Below are 17421 nucleotides of genomic sequence, written 5' to 3'. Positions count from 1 at the left end.
ACCCGGCGCGCCCCCCGTCCCACGCTCGTCGAGAACTCGGCCGAGCACCTGCTCCTGCACGCCGACGTCCTCGTGATCGGCGGCGGCCCGGCAGCGACCTGGTCCGCGATCGCCGCGACCGAGCAGGGGGCGAGCGTCGTCCTGGTCGACAAGGGCTACTGCGGCACGAGCGGCGTCGCGGCGACGGCCGGCGTCGGGCACTGGCTCGTCCCGCCCGACGCCGACCGCCGCGACGAGGAGATCACGCCGCGCGAGGAGCAGGGCGGCTACCTCACCGACCGCGACTGGACCAACGACGTCCTCGACGAGGCCTGGTACCGCACCGCACTCATCGACGGCTGGGGGTACGAGCGCACGCGCCGTTCGCGCCCGGCAAGCACCGGCACCCGCGGCGGAGCCGGCGGTCCCGCACCCGCCCCGAACCCCTTCGCGCGCCGCCCCGGCGAGCGGTCCTTCTCGGGATCGTCGCCCGACTACCTGCGCTTCCTGCGCGGCAAGGTCAAGAAGAACGGCGTCACGGTCCTCGACCACAGCCCCGCGCTCGAGCTCCTGGTCGACGGCGCGGGCGTCGTCTCGGGCGCCCAGGGCTACCAGCGCCAGACCGGACGCGCCTGGCGGGTGGCGAGCGGCGCCGTCGTGCTCGCGACGGGTGGCACCACCTGGAAGTCCCACTCCCTGGGCGGCGACGTCAACACGGGCGAGGGCCACCTGATGGCCGCCGAGGTGGGCGCTCACCTGTCGAGCATGGAGTTCTCCAACTTCTACGGCATGGTCCCGTTCGGGACCTCGATGGACAAGAACGGCTTCTTCGTCACGGCCTCCTACTGGGACCACGAGGGTGTGCCCATCGCCTACGAGAACCTGCACAAGAGCCGCGCCGAGCTGCTCGGCGCCTCGCTGCGCGGCACGATCACGGCCCAGTTCACCCAGTTCCCGCCCGAGGTCCGCCCGACCCTGCGCGCGGCCATGCCCAACTTCTTCATGGTCACGGACAAGCTGGGGGTCGACCCGTTCACCGAGCGCTTCCCCATGGACTGGGTCCAGGAGGGCACGGTGCGTGGCACGGGCGGGGTCCACGTGCTCGACCGCGACGCGTGGACCGGCGTCCCGGGCCTGTTCGCGGCGGGCGACGTCGCGGCGCGAGACCGTGTGGTCGGTGCGGCGACCGGCGCGGGCGGACCCAACCTGGCGTGGGCCGTGGCGTCGGGCACGTGGTCCGGCCGGGCGGCGGCCGCCCTGGCGGCGGACCGCGGCCCGTCGTCCCGCGGGCAGCGCCTCGAGCCCACGGGCACGGTGGGGCTGCGGCCCGACGACGGAGCGCACCTCCCACGGTCGACCCCGGCCGGGGAGGGGGCATGGCGCGAGATCACGACCGCGGTCCGCGACGAGATGCTCCCGATCGACAAGTCGGTCTTCCGTCACCACCAGGGGCTCGTGCGGTCGCTCGACACTCTCGACGACCTGTGGGACCGCGCGGGCACCGAGCTCGTCCCTCCGGACGTGCGGGGCGGCACGGCGATCCGCACGCGCGAGACCGCGGGGATGCTCGCGATGGCGCGCTGGGCCAACCGCACTGCGCTGCACCGCACGGAGACCCGCGGCATGCACACGCGCACCGACTTCCCCGACACCGACCCGCAGCAGGCCCGACGCCTGCTCACGGGAGGGCTGCGCGACCTGTGGGTGCTGCCGGACCCGGAGCCGCCCGTGACGGGCGCCGCCGGGGCGCCCTACCCGGGCAGCACGAGCGCCGGTGCGCCCGGGAGCGCGGTCGGCGCCGGTGCGCCCGGCCGGACCACCCCACCGACCAGGACCGAGGAGGCGTCATGATCGAGATCCTCAACGCCGCGCGCTGCACGTCGTGCGACATCTGCGTGCGGATCTGCCCGACCAACGTCTTCGAGTCCGTCGACGGCGGGGTGCCGACCATCGCGCGGCACTCGGACTGCCAGACCTGCTTCCAGTGCGAGGCGTACTGCCCCGAGGACGCGATCTTCGTGTCCCCGTCGCGCACGCCCGAGCCGGCCGGGTCGCCGTTCCTCGACGAGGCCGACCTGCTCGACCGCGACCTCCTGGGTCTCTACCGGGACCGGGTCGGGTGGCGGCGGGCGCCGCGTGGGAGCAGCACCGGTGCCGGAGAGAGCACCGACGCGCCGACCGACACCGTGGCCGGCGCCACCGCGCAGACCGTCCTGTCCTCCGACGTCGACTACCACCGCGCGGCCGCGCTCGCCCCGACCTCGGGATCGCGCGACCACGCCGACGGCACGACACCGGCCGGCACCCCCGCCGACGGTGCACGTCCCCACACCTCCGTCCACACCGACAGCACCACGACCCACCTCCAAGGAGCCCCCTCATGAGCCGGAACCGCACCTTCGCCGCCCTGGCGTCCGTCGCCCTCGTCGCCGCGCTCGCGGCCTGCTCCACGTCCGAGGCCGCGACGCCGTCGGGCGACGGGGCGAGCGCGGGCGCCGAGCTCGCACCCCTCACGACGGGCGGCCCCTGGAACGGCGTGGCAGGCAAGACGCCCGTCGCGACCGGTCCGTTCGGGTACGCGGTCGAGACCGGGATCGCCGACGCGATCCTCGCCGAGCACGGGTACGAGTACGAGGGGTTCGTCGGGTTCAACAACGGGCCGCCCGTGGTCCAGGCCCTTCAGACGGGCGACATCCAGGTCGGCTTCATCGGCGACACCCCGGCGACGCAGGCCAAGGCGAGCGGCCTCGACGTCCCGGCGCTCGTCATCGCCAAGCCGTCCTCCGACATCTGGTTCCTCACCCGGACCGGCGGCGTCACGACGATCGACCAGCTCGCGGGCAAGAAGGTCGGGCTCCAGTTCGGCTCCAACTTCGACAAGTACGGCCGCGCGGTCCTCGAGCGCGCCGGGGTCCTGGGCGACGTCGAGCTCGTCAACCTCCTGTTCGCCGACGCCCTGCCCGCTCTCCAGCGCGGCGACATCGACGCCGTGCCGGTGCCCGCGACCACGGCCGGGATCTGGCGCCTGCAGAACGACTTCCCGGTCCTGTCCAAGGCGAGCGTCGACGACCCCGACCTGCTCGCGACGAGCGTCTCGCTCACCTCGCGCGAGACCTACGAGGCGAACCCCGAGCTCGCCGCGGCGGTCTGGGAGGTCACCGAGGCCGGCGTGGCCAAGATCGAGGCCGACCACGACGCCTACGCCCAGTGGGTCTTCGAGGCCACGGGCTCGCCCGTCGAGGTCGTCAAGGAGGCCGAGCTCTGGCAGTACGGCACGCAGGCGATCGACCCGGACGGGCTCAAGACCGTGCAGTCGACGCTCGACTTCCTCGTCAGCTCCGGCGCCGCCCCGAAGGCGTTCGACGTCAGCACGTGGGGTGTCGAGTGACCACCGGCACGACGACGTCGCGCGCCCGCGCGGAGGCGTCCCCGGTGGGTGCAGCGACAGCCGTCGGTACGGTGCCGGCCACGGCCCCGGGGGCGGCCGGGGCGCGGACCGGTGCGACGTCGTCGGGCAGGAAGCGGCGCTCGCCGCGCGACGTCCTGCTGCGCGCCTCGGTGCCCGCCGCGATCCTCGCGCTCTGGTTCCTCGGCTCGGCCCAGGGGTGGATCGACGAGAAGCAGTTCCCCGCGCCCTGGCAGGTCGCCGACGCGTTCGTCGAGCTCGTGAGCACGGGCGTGCTGTGGGAGAACCTGTCGGTCTCGCTCGGGCGCGTGGCCGTGGGCTTCGCGATCGGCGGGCTGCTGGGGCTCACGCTCGGCGTCGTCGCCGGGTTGTTCCGCCTGGGCGACCAGCTCCTCGACCCCACCCTCCAGATGCTGCGCACCATCCCGTTCCTCGCGATCGCGCCGCTGCTCATCCTCTGGTTCGGGATCGACGAACGACCCAAGATCATCATCATCGCGGCCGCCGCGCTGTTCCCGCTCTACCTCAACACCCACAGCGGCGTGCGCAACGTCGACCGCAAGATCCTGGAGGCGGGCAAGGTGTTCGGGCTGCGCGGGCTGGGGCTCGTGCGGCACGTGATCCTGCCCGAGGCCATCCCGTCGGTCCTCGTCGGGCTGCGGGTGTCCCTGTCGGTGTCGCTGCTCGCGCTGATCGTCGCGGAGATGTCCAACGCGCCGCGCGGCATCGGGTTCCTCATGGTCTCCGCGCAGCAGTACTTCCAGATGGACGTGCTCGTCGTGTGCGTGCTGATCTACGCCGTGTGGGGGCTGTCGGTCGACCTGGTCGTGCGGCTCCTCGAACGCGTCCTGCTGCCCTACAAGCGACTCGGGAGAAAGCCATGAGCGTCCGGACCGTGCACGACCCTGCCGAGCCGACCGTCCGGGTGCAGGACGTCACCAAGTCGTACGGCGACCGGACCATCCTCGAGGATTTCTCCCTGACGCTGCGTCCGGGCGAGTTCGTCGCGCTGCTCGGGGCCAGCGGCTCCGGCAAGACGACGCTGCTGCGCATCCTCGCCGGGCTCGAGGAGCACGACACCGGGACCGTCGAGGCCCCCGCCGAGCGGACCGTGGTGTTCCAGGAGCCGCGGCTCGTCGCGTCCAAGCGGGTCGGGTCCAACGTGATCCTCGGGCAGCGCTCCACGCGCGACCGGCGCGCCGCGGCGTCGGCCGCGCTCGCCGAGGTGGGCCTCGGGGGCCGTGAGGCCGCCTGGCCCACGACGCTCTCCGGAGGAGAGGCGCAGCGCGTCGCGCTCGCCCGGGCCCTCGTGCGCAACCCGCGCCTGCTCCTGCTCGACGAGCCGTTCGCGGCGCTCGACGCCCTGACCCGCATCAGGATGCAGGCGCTCGTGGCCGAGCTGTGCCACGAGCACCAGCCCGCCGTGCTGCTCGTGACGCACGACGTCGACGAGGCGATCCTGCTCGCCGACCGCGTGGCCGTGCTCCAGGACGGGAAGGTCGGGGTCGAGCTCGAGGTGCCGTTCGACCGGCCGCGACGGCGTGGGGTGCCGGGGTTCGGGGACTTCCGGCGCCGGCTGCTGCTCGAGCTGGGCGTCGAGGAGGCGATCGGGGCGGCGTGAGGCCGGCGCCCCGGGCGCGGCGCCGGGTGCCGGCCCCCGGGCCCAGGCCCGTGTCGCCCGGCCGTCCCCGAGGTCCGCCGCAGGGCGCTCGAGGAGGTGCTCAGGGGCGTGCGTCCGCAGTACCCAGGGCGCTACTCAGGCGGTGCGTCCACCGGGCTGGGGGCCGGGTGAGAAATTGCTCAGCACCTCATCCTTACCGCGTGGTGAGTATTCAGTGCACTCCTAGCGTCGTCGTCATCAGCCCCCGGGACACCTCCCGGGACGACCCACGGGTCGACTGGCGACCACCCCGTTCCTGGAGGAGCACCCCTCGTGAGCACCACGGCCAAGAGCAGCACCCGGAAGAAGACCCTCTACTCGATCGGCGCCCTCGTCGGTATCGGCGCGCTCGCCACCACGGCGGCCTTCACCGACTTCGCGAACCTGAACCTCGGCGGTGGCACGGACGGTTCCGGGATCGGCGCCGGTGCGTTCAACATCCAGGTCGTCGGGACCGACGTGGACGGCATCCCCGTCCCGGGCACCTGGCAGGAGGCCGACACGGCCGAGGGCGTCGACATCGCCGTGCCCGGCGCCGACACCATCACCCCGGGCGACACGATCTCCGTCGCGCTGCCCTATAGGAACGACTCGGAGAAGCTCGGCGCCGACCTCCGGCTCTGGATCAACGAGGTCCCGGGCAAGACGTCCGACCCCGCCTACCTCGCCGCGCTCCGCTTCTCGGTCGCGGGAAGCGACGGCGTCGCGATCGTCAGCGGCCTGACGTTCGACCAGTTCGACGAGCTGGCCGAGTCCGCGGCCCTCACCCCCGTGACCCTGGCACCGGGCGCGTCCGACCAGCTGACGCTCTCGATCACGCTGGCCGACCAGGGCACGGAGGGCAACGCCGCGCTCAACGGCGGCGTGGCCTACGTGCAGGCGCACTTCGACGCCGCATCCGTCGTCCTCCCGTAGCGAGCCCGCACGACCGGCCGGTGGCGCAGGCCACCGGCCGGTCCGCTCTCGGAAGGAGGGTCACGATGCACCGCAAGATCTGGTCCTGGGGCGCGCTGCTCGGCGTGGTGACCCTCGCGACGTCCGCCATGGTCGTCGACTCCGACACGGTCGACGTCCGGTTCGCCCAGGGCGACGACTTCGACATCATGGTCGCGGGTTCGCTCGAGCCCGGCTGGACGCCCCACCCGGCAAGCTGGGGGCACGGCAACCCCGACGCGTACGACGTGGTCCTGGGGGCCGACCCCGGCTCCGACGCACGTCCCGGTGGCCCGCAGGTCATCGGGCCGGGCGGGCAGCTGACGTTCCGCGTCGCAGCGCTCAACACGTCTCCCGGCCTGCCGGCCCGTGTCGCTCTCACGGTCACCGACCCCGACGACCGCTCGGGCACGACGGACCCGGCGACGGGCCGCCCGGTCGAGCTCTTCGGCCAGCTCCGCTTCACGATCGTCGAGGACGGCGAGGTGCTGGTCGACGACCTCGACGGTCCCGCCCTGGCGGCCGCCACCCACGAGTGGACCGAGTCCTGGGCCCCCGACGAGATGCACCTCCTGGAGGTGACGGTCGCGCTGCCCGCCGACCTCGACAACCAGTGGCAGGACGCGACGTCCGCCATCCAGCTCCGATTCGAGGCCCAGAATGACTGACCGGAACGCATCAGGCGCGCACCGGGCCGCCGGTCGTCCGACCCGTCGTCCGCGTCCCGCCCTGATCGCGTTCGTGGGGGCCGGAGCCGGCGCGGTCCTCGTGGGCTCGATCGGCGGGACCGTCGCGGGCTTCACGGACGAGGCCTCGGCCGTGATCGAGACCGGCGGCTCCTACGACATCTCGCTCGAGACCCTCAGCCCCACGGGCGACGTGACCACCGGCGAGGGCAGCCCCGACGCGCTCGTGGTCGAGACCACGCACGGCACGTTGAGCCGGACGGTCCCTGTCGAGTGGCGCGTCGACGTCGTGAACGACGCGGCGCCCGGCGCGGTGCACCTCACGCTGTACGACCCCCTCGACGAGCCGTTCGTGCTGGGCGCCCAGCAGTACCCGGACGTGTACTCCCGCCTGCTCGTGACCGTCACCGTCGCGGGGGCCGTCGTGGCTCGCGACGTCCCTGCGGCCGACCTCGCGGTCGACCTGGGAGCGCTCGGGACCGACGAGCACCGCACCGTGCACGTCTCCGCAGTCCTGTCCCCCGACACCCGATCGGTCTACCACGGTAGGTCGACCAGCGTGGGCATGGCCTTCACCGGGAGCACCTCATGACCGGCAGACCTCACCGCACGATCCTCCTCGCCGTGCTCGCGTTCGTCCTCACCACACTGTGCCTCGCCGTGACGTCGCAGCCCGCGGCCGCAGCCGGCGACCTGATCGAGGTCGACCCGGACAGCGTGGTCGTCGAGGCCCCCGCTCCGGGCCGCTCGGTCGAGTGGACCATGACCGCCAGGAACGTGACCGACCGCGCCGTACCGCTGACACTCACGGCGGCCGGCCTCGGGGGAGCGCTCTTCGAGGGCGAGCACCCGCTCGACGTCCTCGTGGTCGGGCCCGAGGGCGACGTGCTCCTCGAAGGAGGCGACGTCGTCGGGCAGGGCGACCTGACCGTCGACCTGCCCGAGCTGCCCGCCGGGGGCGAGTACGTCGTCCACGGGCGGGCCGCCATGCCCGCCGAGGCGGGCGACGAGTACCGCGGCGCGGAAGGGGGCGTCACGCTCCGCTTCGTCGCGACCGCCCAGAGCGAGGGAGAGCCCGGGGCACCCGGCATCCCCGGTGGCGGCCTGGCCGCGACCGGAGCGGGCGTCATGCTCCTCGCCACGCTCGCCGTCGTCCTGATCGGTGCAGGAACCACCGCCTACGTCTCCACCCGGAAGAGGAGGACCCCATGAACGCCGCCACCCGCCGCGTCGCCGCCGCCACCGGCGCGCTGACCCTGGTCGCGACCGCACTGCTCGGGACCGTCCAGCTCACCACGGCCGCCTACACCGACGAGGCCCGGGCCGAGACCGCCGTGCTCACCGCGGACGTGCCGCCCGTGGTCGCGGCGATCCGTCAGGCCAACGCGGTCGACACGACGGCCGCGATCGTCGAGGGACGGCTCTACCTGTGGGGCTTCTTCGGGGCAGGTGCGAACCCTGGGGGCGGTGCGCTCGGTGCAGGTGAGGGGGCCGTCCGGACGCCCTCGCTCTTCAGGCCGTTGACCGACGTGGTCGACGTGAGCGCCAACGCGTACGGCTACAAGGCGATCGACGCGAGCGGCCGGCTCTGGACGTGGGGCACGAACGGCTACAACGAGAACGGCGGGCTCCCGGGCGCCGTGCCCGCGTCGTGGACGCCGCTCGACACCGACGTCCGGTCCGTGGCGTCGAGCGAGTACGCCAACGCCTGGCTCAAGGCCGACGGCTCGGTGTGGACCACCGGGACGCCCGCGTTCGGCCAGCGCGGGAACGGCAACAGCCTGCCTCAGGTGAACCCGACGCGCGTGACCTTCCCGGCCGGAACGGGCGCGCTCGTCTACGTCGGTGCCGCCTACGAGGGCTTCTACGCGGTCGACGACGCGTCGCGCGTCTACTTCTGGGGTCGCGACTACCGCGGCGGGGCCGGCAACGGGCTCCATGGGGACCGCTACGTGACCACGCCCGTCGAGGTGCCCGCGCTCACCGCGCTGGTCGCCTCGGAGGGGCTCGCCTACCTGGGCGGTGGCTACGCGTTCGGGACCCTGCTCACCGAGAAGGGCGACGTCTACACCTGGGGCTCCGCCGAGAACAACGCGCACGGCGGCGCACCAGGGAGCTGGACCGCGCTCGACGGTCGCGACCTGGGTGCCCCCAAGCTCCTCCTGACAGGTGTCGAGGACGTCGCGGTGAGCTTCCAGACGGGCCGCGCCCTCATGGCCGACGGCACCGTCCAGGCCTGGGGGGCTCGGCTGTGGGGCGGAGCGTTCCGGCTCCCGAGCGGTGCGATCAACTCGACCAACGCCCTCGCGGTGGTCTACGACGGCGGCAAGGGCCCAGCGGTCGAGGTCGGCGGGTCCAAGGACGTCGGCTCGTACACGCTCGCGGACGGCACGCTGTGGACCTGGGGCGAGAACGGGTTCGGTGCCGCGTGCGGGGGGCTGACCTACGCCGCGTGCGCACGCTCGGTGACGTCGACCGGAGCAGCCAACGGCCTCTACGTCTGGCCTGCGCACCAGGTCGAGGTGACACCGTGACCGGGGTCGGGCGCACTGCGCGCACCCCCGTCGCCGGGGCGGCGACCCGTGCCGACCTGCGCGCCACGCGCGGTAGGCGCCGTCGGGCGGCGCGCACGCTCGGTGCGCTCGCCGTCGTCGGTGTTGCCAGCGCTGGCGCCTTCCTCGCGGGTGGCTCGGTGGGAGCGACGGGCGCCTCGTTCCAGGACACCGCGAACCTCAACGTCGAGTCGCGCGGTGTCGGCAACCCCGAGGCGTTCGACATCGCGCTCGTCCGCGACGGCGTGCTGCGTCAAGCCGACGGTGACGGGCTCGCGTGGGCCGTCGACGGGGCCGGGACGTTCCTCCCGGGCACCGTCCTGGAGACGGTGGTCCCCGTGGTCAACAACGGGCCGTACGACGCTCTGGTCTCGTTCCGGGTCGAGGACCTGCACGACGAGGCCGCGACCGGGGGCAAGGACCCGATCGGCCTGTACCGCTGGACCGTGCTCGATGCCGACACAGGCGAGGTCCTCGCAGGCGACGGTGCGGACCCGATGGCCAGCGAGGTCACGGCGGACGGCCTCGCGGCGGCGACGGCCCCGTTCGCCCTGGCCGCCCGTGGCACGTCCGCTCTCGCGGACGGCTCGCCGTGGGCTCCGGGCATCGACGGCAGCGTGCGCACACTGCGCGTGCTCGTCGCGTACCCGGACACGCCGGAGAGCGAGGGCTACAACGGCGGGACGTCCCGGATGCGCCTCGCGTTCGGCGCCGAGTCGGTTCCGGCCACAGGTGCGGCCGGCCAGGAGGTCGCGCCATGAGAGCACTCGTGTGGTTGCGCGACGCGGTCCTGAGCGTCACCGCGGTGATCGGCGTCGTGTGCGTCCTGCTGCTGGGCGCGTCCTTCGCGTTCGACGTGAAGTCGCTCGTGGTCGTCTCGGGCTCGATGGAGCCCGGCATCCCGACCGGCTCCCTCATCCTCAGCCGGATGACCCCGGCGAGCGAGATCGTGGTGGGCGACGTCGTCACGGTCCCCAAGCGCACGGGCGCCGAGCTCGTCACGCACCGCGTGGTCGAGGTCGCCCCCGTCGAGGGCGCGCCCGAGGGGCGCGAGCTCACGCTCCGCGGCGATGCCAACGACGTCGACGACCCGTACACCTACGGCGTCGCGGTAGCCGGCAAGCACCTCCTGACGATCCCTGGCGGCGGCTACGTCGTGAGCTTCTTCCAGTCGCGGGACGGCGTGGTCGCCACGGGCGCCGCGATCCTCGTGGTCGTCGTCCTGCTCGTCGGGACGCGCGGCGAGACGCGGCAGTCGGTGCGGCGCCCGCGCCGGGGCGCCACCCTGCCCGACGGCGCTGCTCACCCCTCGGTGCGGGCGTCCGGCCACGATGCTCACCCGGGTGAGGACGCGCGGTGCGCGTCCGACGACCCCGAGCGCGTGGAGTCACGGTAGTGCCGCTCGCCTCGCCCGAGGCGCGTTCGGGGGGCATAGTCCGAAGGGTGACGGTATCGACCCGTGCGCCCGCCGGGGTGGGGGCCGTCACGTCGTGACGGACCTGATCCCGAGGAGAGCCACCGTGTTCGACGACGAGGTGCAGAGCGCTGTCGACCACCTGCGGAGCGGGATGTCCGTCGAGGTCGTGGGGCAGCGCGGGATCGGCCGCACGACCCTGACCCGCCGGGTCGTGGCCGAGCTCGAACGAACCGGCGCGAGCGTCCTGTCGCTGACCGGGCTGACGAGCACCGTGCCCGAGCCGTACGTCTCGCTCCGGCTCGCCGGTGTCGAGACGCCCAAGGACGGTCCGACGCTCTACGGGTTCGTCGACCGTGTGGCGCGCGAGCTCGCGCGCGGGTCGAGCGCGTACGTCGTCCTCGACGACGTCCTGACGATCGACGAGGACTCCCTCGCGGTGGTCACGGTCGCGCGCGAGCGCCTGGACGCCCCCGTGCTGGTGACGTCGCTGCCGTTCCGTCGTGGCCTGACCTCGGCGCAGCGCTGGTTCCCCGCCGAGAAGGGGGTGCGGATCACGCTGGGCCCGCTGTCCTACGAGGAGACGAGCGCGCTCGTCCACCGTCTGCTGGGCGGCCGCGTCGCGTCCGACGTCGTGGCGCACGTCTACGCGAAGTCCTCCGGGATCACGAGTCTCGTCCGCTCGATCGTGCACACCGCGACGTTGAGCCGAAGGATCGAGGAGAGCGACGGCGTGTGGCGCATGGCCGGGGACACCCTGTGGAACCCGCACCTGCAGACCGTGATCGAACAGCTGCTCGCGGGGCTCGACGACGAGGACTTCCGGACCGTCTACGAGCTCGCGCTCCTCGGCTCGGCCACGATGGAGCAGATCACGGTCATCGACCGTGTCGCCTCGGTCGAGAGGCTCGAGGAGCGCGGGCTCGTGAGCGTCGTGGGGCAGCAGCCCCTCAAGGCGCTCGTCTCGCTCAACCCGCTCGCGATCGTCGACTACTTCCGCAAACGCCCCCTCGACGTGGCGGGCATGGTGCACTCCCGGCGGCTCAGCGAGCTGCTCCAGGTGCCTGAGTCGAAGCTCTTCCAGGCAGCGCGGCAACGCATCGAGAGCTCAACGGTCTCGGCGCTCCCTGCGCCGCCCGAACCCGGTGGCTTCCCGGTGCTCGCTCGCTACTTCACCGACCGGATGGCCCTGGAACGGGTGGCGCACGAGGAACGGGTCGCGACCGACCCGTCTCTCGCGAACATCCTGTCCTACCTCGGCGCGCTCCTGGAGTGGCAGGACGACCCAGAGCGCATCGAGGCGCTGTTCGAGCAGACTGACCATCGCAGCGACGGTGCGACGCGCGGCGACCTGGTGCTCTACGGGGTGGTCAAGGCCCTCTGGTACGGGCTCGCCCGTCACGACGCCCGCGCCGTCGCACGCGCGCTCACGTGGATGGTCCAGGCCACGGGCGATGCCGACGGGGAGGCGCACGCGATCAAGGTCTTCCTGCGGGTCGTCAGTACGGGTGTCCGGCCCGACGACCTGGACTGGCTTCACCAGGAGGTCCGGCGTCGTCAGGACTGCTGGGTCTCGCACGTCGTCCTCGCCGCCACCCTGACGATCCACGGCGACCCCCGGGGGGCGCTCGCCGCGATGGAGGACAGGCCCGCCACCACGCCGGCCATCATCGAGCGCTACCTCGACTTCTTCCGCGCCGTCGCGCTGGTCGACGGAGAGGACGGGGCTCTCGCGACGCGCACGACCACCCGGTTCCTCCGGGAGTCGCAGCTCGAGCTCGACCGTCCTCGGGTGACGTTGTTCGCGTACGCAGCCGCGCTCCGGACCTTCGTCGAGGGGAGGTGGGAGGAGGGGGTCAACCTGCTGAGCGAGATCTTCACGCTCGGAGCGCCCGGTGAGATCTCCCGTGGTGTGCACGGAGCGATGCTCCGGCTCGGTGCGGACCTGATGTTCCGGACGGGCCGGGGAGACGTCGCTTCGTCGTTCCTGATGGAGACCGAGGGCGTCCCGGACGGGCCGCTGCCGTGGATGCAGCGCGGTGTCGACGACGCGATCCGTGCGCTCATGGCGGGCGACGTCGGGCAGGCTGCGGACATCCTCACGACCATCGGACGAGAGGCCGAGCCCAAGGGCTACTGGTCCGTCGTCCGGGCCGCGCTCCAGGTCGCGACGGCGCTCGACCCGACGCTCGTCCGTCTCGACGTGCTGGACCGGGCCTGCGGGCTGTCGCCCGAACCGCAGGCACTCTCCGGGTATCGGGCCACGGTGAGGCAGGTGCTGACGGACCCGCTCGGCGTCGAGCAGCACCTGGCCGCGTACGAGCACGGCCGGGACGACTACTTCCTGCTGCGGACCCTGGTGTCCTTCGCCCAGCGCAGCGACCCGGAGCTGAGGGAGCACGTCACCGCGGCCGCTCGGCAGCTCGAGGTCCGTCTCGGGCGGACGCCGCTCGTCGTGAGGCAGGTCGAGGACACGAACCCGTCGCTCACGGCTCGTGAGCTGGAGGTAGCCCTGCTGGTCGGCGCGCACACGAGCGCCGAGGTCGCGTCGGCGCTGGGGATCAGCCGGCGGACGGTCGAGAACCACATCTTCCGCGCGCTCAAGAAGACCGGTGCTTCGTCTCGGGCAGAGCTCGCCGAGATCGCGGTCAGAGCGCGGGTCGAGGTCGCCGGGTAGGCGCTGCGCTACCTGCTCGACGTACCCGAGGGGGTGCGTCCGGCCTCGGGCCGGTAGTCCCCGTAGCGTGCCCACGTCACCGTGACCCGGACGAGGACGATCCCGTCCTGCGCGAGCGAGCCGGCGAACTCGGGGAACCTCGCGGCGTACTCCGCCGCGCAGCGCTCACGCTCGCGCCCCTCGGGCAGGTCGGCGACCCCTTCGCACTGCAGGGTCGTCCCGTCAGCGCCTCCGACGGCCACCGCGATGCGCGGGTCACGGCGAAGGTTGGCGATCTTGCGTGAGCTCTCGCGGGCGTCGAGCACGAGCTCGCCTCGATCGGTCGCGGTGAGAGAGAGGTAGGCCGCCTGAGGGCTGCCGTCCGGGCCGAGCGTCGCGACGACACCTGCCCCCTGAGCGCGGACGTACTCGACGAGCTGCTGGTCCATGGGGAGATCCTCGGGTGCCGTTGGAGCGTTGTCCAGGATCAGCGGTTCGCGAGCTCCGCACGCCGCGGCGGGTTCGCACCAGCGCGCGAGACGGTGATCGCGGCCGCTGCGACGCACCGCTCGAGCACCTCGCTCAGCGAGGCGAGGTCGATCGCACGCAGCGCCTCGCGCCGGTCGCCCCCGAGGAGGTCCCGCTCCCAGAGCCCGTCGATGAGCGCTCCCATGAAGGTGTCACCGGCACCGACCGTGTCGACGACCTCGACGCGCGGCGCAGCGACGCGGACCTCGCCCGCAGGGCACACCGCGACCGCGCCCTCGCCGCCGAACGTGACGACCACGATCGCGGGCCCCCGCGCAGCCCACGTCCGGGCGACCTCGACCGGGTCGGTGCCGGGATGGAGCCACTCGACGTCCTCGTCGCTCACCTTGACGACGTCGGCGGCCGCGACGAGCGGCTCGATCCGGGCGAGCGCGGCCTCGGCCGTGCCCATGAGGCTGGGCCGGGCGTTGGGGTCGTACGTGATGGTCGAGCGCTCGCGCGCCGCGAGCACCAGGTCGTGGACCGCGTCCGCGCCGGGCTCGAGGACGGCGGCGATCGACCCGGTGTGGACGGCGAGCGTCGCCTCGGTGGCCGCGGTGCCGGGGGCCACGTCCCAGGTGATCGCGAAGTCGTACGTCGCGGCCCCCGACCCGTCGAGGACCGCTCGCGCCACGCTCGTGGCGGCTGCGCCGTCGGACCCCGGGGTGAGGGTGACGCCCGAGTCGGCGAGCCAGGCGCGCAGCGTCTCGCCGTGCGCGTCCTGACCGAGGTGGGCCGCGAGAAGGGTCTCGCGCCCCAGGCGGCCGAGCGTCAGGGCGACGTTGGCCGGGCTGCCGCCAGGGTGCTCGTCGGTCGTGCCGTCGGGGCGTCGGACCTCGTCGATGAGGGCTTCGCCGACGACGAGGACGTGGGGGGACCGGTGCGGCATGAGAGCTCCAGAGCAGGTGAGAGGTTGCGACGGTGCAGCGTCGTGAAGAACGATCCTGCACCGATGACAGCGTTGTCAACCGCACGGGCGTGCGGCTGGTGGCACGGGACGAGCGGGCGCCGCCCCAGGGAGGCGGCACCCGCTCACCGACCGCTACCTCAGGTACGGACCTGCTTCACCGACCTTGCCCGGCGCCGGGTTGCCCGGCAGCTCGAGCACGTAGGCACGCATGTTGCCCCTGCCGCTCACCGGCACCGTGAGCGCGCCCCCGCCGACGACCTTGCGGTCGCCCGTCACGGCGTCCACGTAGGTGCCGTTCGGGATGCCCGAGAACGTCGCCGAGCCGCTCACCGCGACCAGGACGAAGGAGTCCACGGACCCCTCGGTGAACCGCTTCTTGTACGCGATCCCACCCGAGACCCCCTCGGTCGAGTACTGGCCCTTCTGGAGCGCCGGGATCGCCCGGCGGATCTGGTTGAGGCGCTGGACGTGCTTGACCAACGGCTGCTGGAGCGTCGTCGCGACCGCCCCGGTGGCCGACGTGACGACGCCGAAGTCGCTCGCCACCACTGTCCCCGCGAGGTGGTCGCCGTAGTAGGCGCGCCCCGTGGTGGCGAGCGGGCAGGTCGGACCGCAGTCGATCTTCTTGCCCGCCTGGAACTCGATCTCCGAGCCGTAGTAGAGCGTCGGGATGCCGCGGAACGTCCACATGAGGCTCATGTTCTCGGCCCACGCGTCGGTGCCCCCGGCGAACCGCGTCTGGGACTTGCCGGGCCCGTAGTCGTGGCTGTCCACGTACACCGTGTTGTACGTCGCGTCGTTCGTGACGTCGTCGGAGTCCTTGCCGGACCAGAAGGCGTTCGAGGCGTCGTCGAAGTTCATGTGCATGCGCATGTCGATGATGTTCATGCCCGACGCCTTGGAGTGGTCGGGCGCGTGGTACGTGTTCCCGACCAGGGTCGCGTTGGTGCTCGTCGGCTGGTTCGCCGGCCCCATGAGGTTCTCGTACTGGAACTGCTCGGCCGCGGCGACGACGTCGTCGAGCGAGTACTCCTTGCGCTCGTCCCAGGTGTAGAACGGTGCGGAGTGGTTCACGGACCCGCGGTTCCACTTGTCGTGCACGAACTGTGCGACCTCCCCGAACACGTAGAAGTCCTTGCCCTTCTCGCCGTGCGTCGCGACCGCGTGCTCCTGGATCGCGGGCAGGAAGACCCGGTTCCACGTGACGCGGGGGATGTGGACCGCAGTGTCGATCCGGAACCCGTCGACGCCCATGTCGATGTACTTGTTGTACGCGCCGATCAGGTAGTCCTGCACCTGCTCGTTCTCGGTGTTGAAGTCCGCGAGGTCCTCGTGGATCCAGCAGTCCTGGGCGTCCTTGCCCTCCCAGTTCCCGATCCAGCAGGGGTGGTAGAGGTTCGAGGGGAACATGCCCGACGTCGCGTTGGGCCACTGGCAGTTGTACGTCCGGTAACCCTCGGCCGAGTAGCCGACCGGGACACCCCAGCTGGCACAGTTCTGGCCCGCGGGCTGCGTCGAGGACCACAGGTCACCGTTGTACGTCGAGCCGTCGGCGTCCTCCACGAGCGGGTCGTACTCCTTGCCCGCGACGGGCTGGTCGTAGTACCAGCTCCACTGCGCGTCGCGCGCGCCGTACACGGTCGGGGTGAACAGCCCCTCTGCTCCCCAGCGGGACGAGTGGTTGTACACGACGTCCTGGTAGATCTTGATGCCCTTGGCGTGCGCCGCGTCGATCAGGTCCTGGTAGCTCGCGCCCTCCGACTCGAGCCGCGGGTCCACGCGGTAGAAGTCCCACCCGTGGTAGCCGTGGAAGTCGTAGTCGGACCGGTTGAGCACGACGGGCGTGATCCAGATCGCCGAGAACCCGAGGCCCTTGATGTAGTCGAGCTTGTCGACGATGCCCTCGAAGTCGCCCCGGAACATGGGGTCGTCGTTCGCGGCGTTGCCCGACTTCACGTGCATCGAGCCGCCACGGTTGTTGGTCGCGTCGCCGTCGTTGAAGCGTGCGGTCATGACGAAGTAGATCGAGTCCTCACGGGGGTCGCCGCCGAGCGGCTCACCGGTCGTGGCGGGGGGCGTCGTCGGCTTGGTACCGGTCGTCCTCGAGGCCGTCGTGCTCGCCGCGGAGCGGTTCCCGGCCGCGTCGAACGCGGTCACGGAGTACGAGTACGCCGTGTTCTCGAGGAGGTTCGCGTCGGTCGCGGACGTGCCCGTGACGTCGCGCGTGACGGTGCCCGCGCCGCCCGTGCGCGTCACGGTGTAGCCCGCGACGGCCGTGTCGTCGGTCGACGCGGTCCAGCTCGCGGTGAGGCCGATGCCCGTACCGGTCACGGTCAGGCCCGAGGGGACCGACGGGGCCGTGGTGTCGGGCACCTCGGGGACGACGGGCGGGCAGGGGTCCGTGGCGTTCGCCGTGAGCGCCCCGTTCTTCACGGTCGAGATCCCGGGGCCGTAGGCGTAGTCCTTGCCGCCGTTGTTGTCCCAGTTGCCCGAGCCGTCGGTGAAGACGACCTTGCCGCCCGTGGCGGCTCCCAGGTCGATCGTGAACCGGAACCATCCGGTGCAGGCGGCCTCCATGGCCTTGCCCGGTGCCGTGGTCCAGGCCGCGGTCGTGGTGTTGAAGTGGATCTTCGGCGCGGTCCACGTCGTCGCGTAGTAGAGGGTCGCAGCGCCCGCGGGGGTCTCGGTGGGGGTGGG

The 17421-nt window shown here is 72.4% G+C and carries 16 protein-coding genes; 13 read left to right on the top strand and 3 right to left on the bottom strand.

Annotated elements, in window-relative coordinates:
- The 13 genes from OERS_RS18965 to OERS_RS18905 all read left to right on the top strand — a co-directional run.
- Positions 1–1830 (top strand): FAD-dependent oxidoreductase (locus tag OERS_RS18965; RefSeq protein WP_083201613.1); only part of this gene is annotated, 1830 nt, incomplete at its 5' end.
- A complete protein-coding gene (locus OERS_RS21865; protein WP_197486949.1) occupies positions 1827–2363 on the top strand; it encodes a 4Fe-4S dicluster domain-containing protein in 537 nt (178 codons plus the stop codon). The genes OERS_RS18965 and OERS_RS21865, both read left to right, overlap by 4 nt.
- Positions 2360–3367 (top strand): ABC transporter substrate-binding protein, encoded by a 1008-nt coding sequence (locus OERS_RS18955; protein ID WP_056647526.1) that lies wholly within the window; start codon positions 2360–2362, stop codon positions 3365–3367. Before OERS_RS21865 ends, OERS_RS18955 begins: the two co-directional genes overlap by 4 nt.
- Before the next feature lie 44 nt (positions 3368–3411).
- Complete coding sequence (locus OERS_RS18950; RefSeq protein WP_211268521.1) at positions 3412–4269, top strand: ABC transporter permease; 858 nt, start codon at positions 3412–3414, stop codon at positions 4267–4269.
- Positions 4266–5006 carry an ABC transporter ATP-binding protein gene (locus tag OERS_RS18945; protein WP_068627599.1) on the top strand — a complete coding sequence of 247 codons (741 nt, stop codon included), beginning with the start codon at positions 4266–4268 and terminating at the stop codon, positions 5004–5006. Before OERS_RS18950 ends, OERS_RS18945 begins: the two co-directional genes overlap by 4 nt.
- Before the next feature lie 312 nt (positions 5007–5318).
- Positions 5319–5960 carry a hypothetical protein gene (locus tag OERS_RS18940; protein ID WP_068627598.1) on the top strand — a complete coding sequence of 214 codons (642 nt, stop codon included), beginning with the start codon at positions 5319–5321 and terminating at the stop codon, positions 5958–5960.
- Between the two features lie 65 nt (positions 5961–6025).
- The gene (locus tag OERS_RS18935) at positions 6026–6646 is read left to right on the top strand and encodes a hypothetical protein (RefSeq protein WP_056761674.1); all 621 of its coding nucleotides are present in this window, start codon (positions 6026–6028) and stop codon (positions 6644–6646) included.
- On the top strand, positions 6639–7256 hold the full coding sequence (locus OERS_RS18930; RefSeq protein WP_068627597.1) for a hypothetical protein: 618 nt from the start codon (positions 6639–6641) through the stop codon (positions 7254–7256). The genes OERS_RS18935 and OERS_RS18930 overlap by 8 nt, the downstream gene beginning before the upstream one ends.
- Positions 7253–7876 carry a hypothetical protein gene (locus OERS_RS18925; RefSeq protein ID WP_056761668.1) on the top strand — a complete coding sequence of 208 codons (624 nt, stop codon included), beginning with the start codon at positions 7253–7255 and terminating at the stop codon, positions 7874–7876. Before OERS_RS18930 ends, OERS_RS18925 begins: the two co-directional genes overlap by 4 nt.
- The gene (locus OERS_RS18920) at positions 7873–9198 is read left to right on the top strand and encodes an RCC1 domain-containing protein (RefSeq protein ID WP_068627596.1); all 1326 of its coding nucleotides are present in this window, start codon (positions 7873–7875) and stop codon (positions 9196–9198) included. Before OERS_RS18925 ends, OERS_RS18920 begins: the two co-directional genes overlap by 4 nt.
- A complete protein-coding gene (locus OERS_RS18915) occupies positions 9195–9977 on the top strand; it encodes a hypothetical protein (protein ID WP_068627595.1) in 783 nt (260 codons plus the stop codon). The genes OERS_RS18920 and OERS_RS18915 overlap by 4 nt, the downstream gene beginning before the upstream one ends.
- A complete protein-coding gene (locus OERS_RS18910) occupies positions 9974–10612 on the top strand; it encodes a signal peptidase I (RefSeq protein ID WP_082849039.1) in 639 nt (212 codons plus the stop codon). Before OERS_RS18915 ends, OERS_RS18910 begins: the two co-directional genes overlap by 4 nt.
- Before the next feature lie 124 nt (positions 10613–10736).
- Entirely contained in the window at positions 10737–13307 is a 2571-nt protein-coding gene (locus OERS_RS18905) for a helix-turn-helix transcriptional regulator (protein WP_068627593.1), read from the top strand.
- Between the two features lie 8 nt (positions 13308–13315).
- Here OERS_RS18905 and OERS_RS18900 read toward each other — a convergent pair whose 3' ends face one another.
- The 3 genes from OERS_RS18900 to OERS_RS18890 form a co-directional block, all read right to left on the bottom strand.
- Entirely contained in the window at positions 13316–13735 is a 420-nt protein-coding gene (locus OERS_RS18900; protein WP_056647499.1) for a pyridoxamine 5'-phosphate oxidase family protein, read from the bottom strand.
- Positions 13736–13773: 38 nt separating this feature from the next.
- Positions 13774–14703 (bottom strand): carbohydrate kinase family protein, encoded by a 930-nt coding sequence (locus tag OERS_RS18895; RefSeq protein ID WP_068627592.1) that lies wholly within the window; start codon positions 14701–14703, stop codon positions 13774–13776.
- Positions 14704–14856: 153 nt separating this feature from the next.
- Positions 14857–17421 (bottom strand): alpha-amylase family glycosyl hydrolase (locus tag OERS_RS18890; protein ID WP_068627591.1); only part of this gene is annotated, 2565 nt, incomplete at its 5' end.

Source organism: Oerskovia enterophila (assembly GCF_001692445.1).
Taxonomy (GTDB): Bacteria; Actinomycetota; Actinomycetes; order Actinomycetales; family Cellulomonadaceae; genus Oerskovia; species Oerskovia enterophila.
The sequence above is the reverse complement of the archived record's forward strand: the minus strand, read 5'-3'. Positions and strand labels throughout refer to the sequence as shown.

Excerpts from the sequence above, each read along its gene's own strand:
- OERS_RS21865 (WP_197486949.1), top strand. The coding sequence starts at position 1,827 with ATGATCGAGATCCTCAACGCCGCGCGCTGCACGTCGTGCGACATCTGC.
- OERS_RS18955 (WP_056647526.1), top strand. The coding sequence starts at position 2,360 with ATGAGCCGGAACCGCACCTTCGCCGCCCTGGCGTCCGTCGCCCTCGTC.
- OERS_RS18945 (WP_068627599.1), top strand. The coding sequence starts at position 4,266 with ATGAGCGTCCGGACCGTGCACGACCCTGCCGAGCCGACCGTCCGGGTG.
- OERS_RS18935 (WP_056761674.1), top strand. The coding sequence starts at position 6,026 with ATGCACCGCAAGATCTGGTCCTGGGGCGCGCTGCTCGGCGTGGTGACC.
- OERS_RS18930 (WP_068627597.1), top strand. The coding sequence starts at position 6,639 with ATGACTGACCGGAACGCATCAGGCGCGCACCGGGCCGCCGGTCGTCCG.
- OERS_RS18925 (WP_056761668.1), top strand. The coding sequence starts at position 7,253 with ATGACCGGCAGACCTCACCGCACGATCCTCCTCGCCGTGCTCGCGTTC.
- OERS_RS18920 (WP_068627596.1), top strand. The coding sequence starts at position 7,873 with ATGAACGCCGCCACCCGCCGCGTCGCCGCCGCCACCGGCGCGCTGACC.
- OERS_RS18910 (WP_082849039.1), top strand. The coding sequence starts at position 9,974 with ATGAGAGCACTCGTGTGGTTGCGCGACGCGGTCCTGAGCGTCACCGCG.
- OERS_RS18900 (WP_056647499.1), bottom strand. The coding sequence starts at position 13,735 with ATGGACCAGCAGCTCGTCGAGTACGTCCGCGCTCAGGGGGCAGGTGTC.
- OERS_RS18895 (WP_068627592.1), bottom strand. The coding sequence starts at position 14,703 with ATGCCGCACCGGTCCCCCCACGTCCTCGTCGTCGGCGAAGCCCTCATC.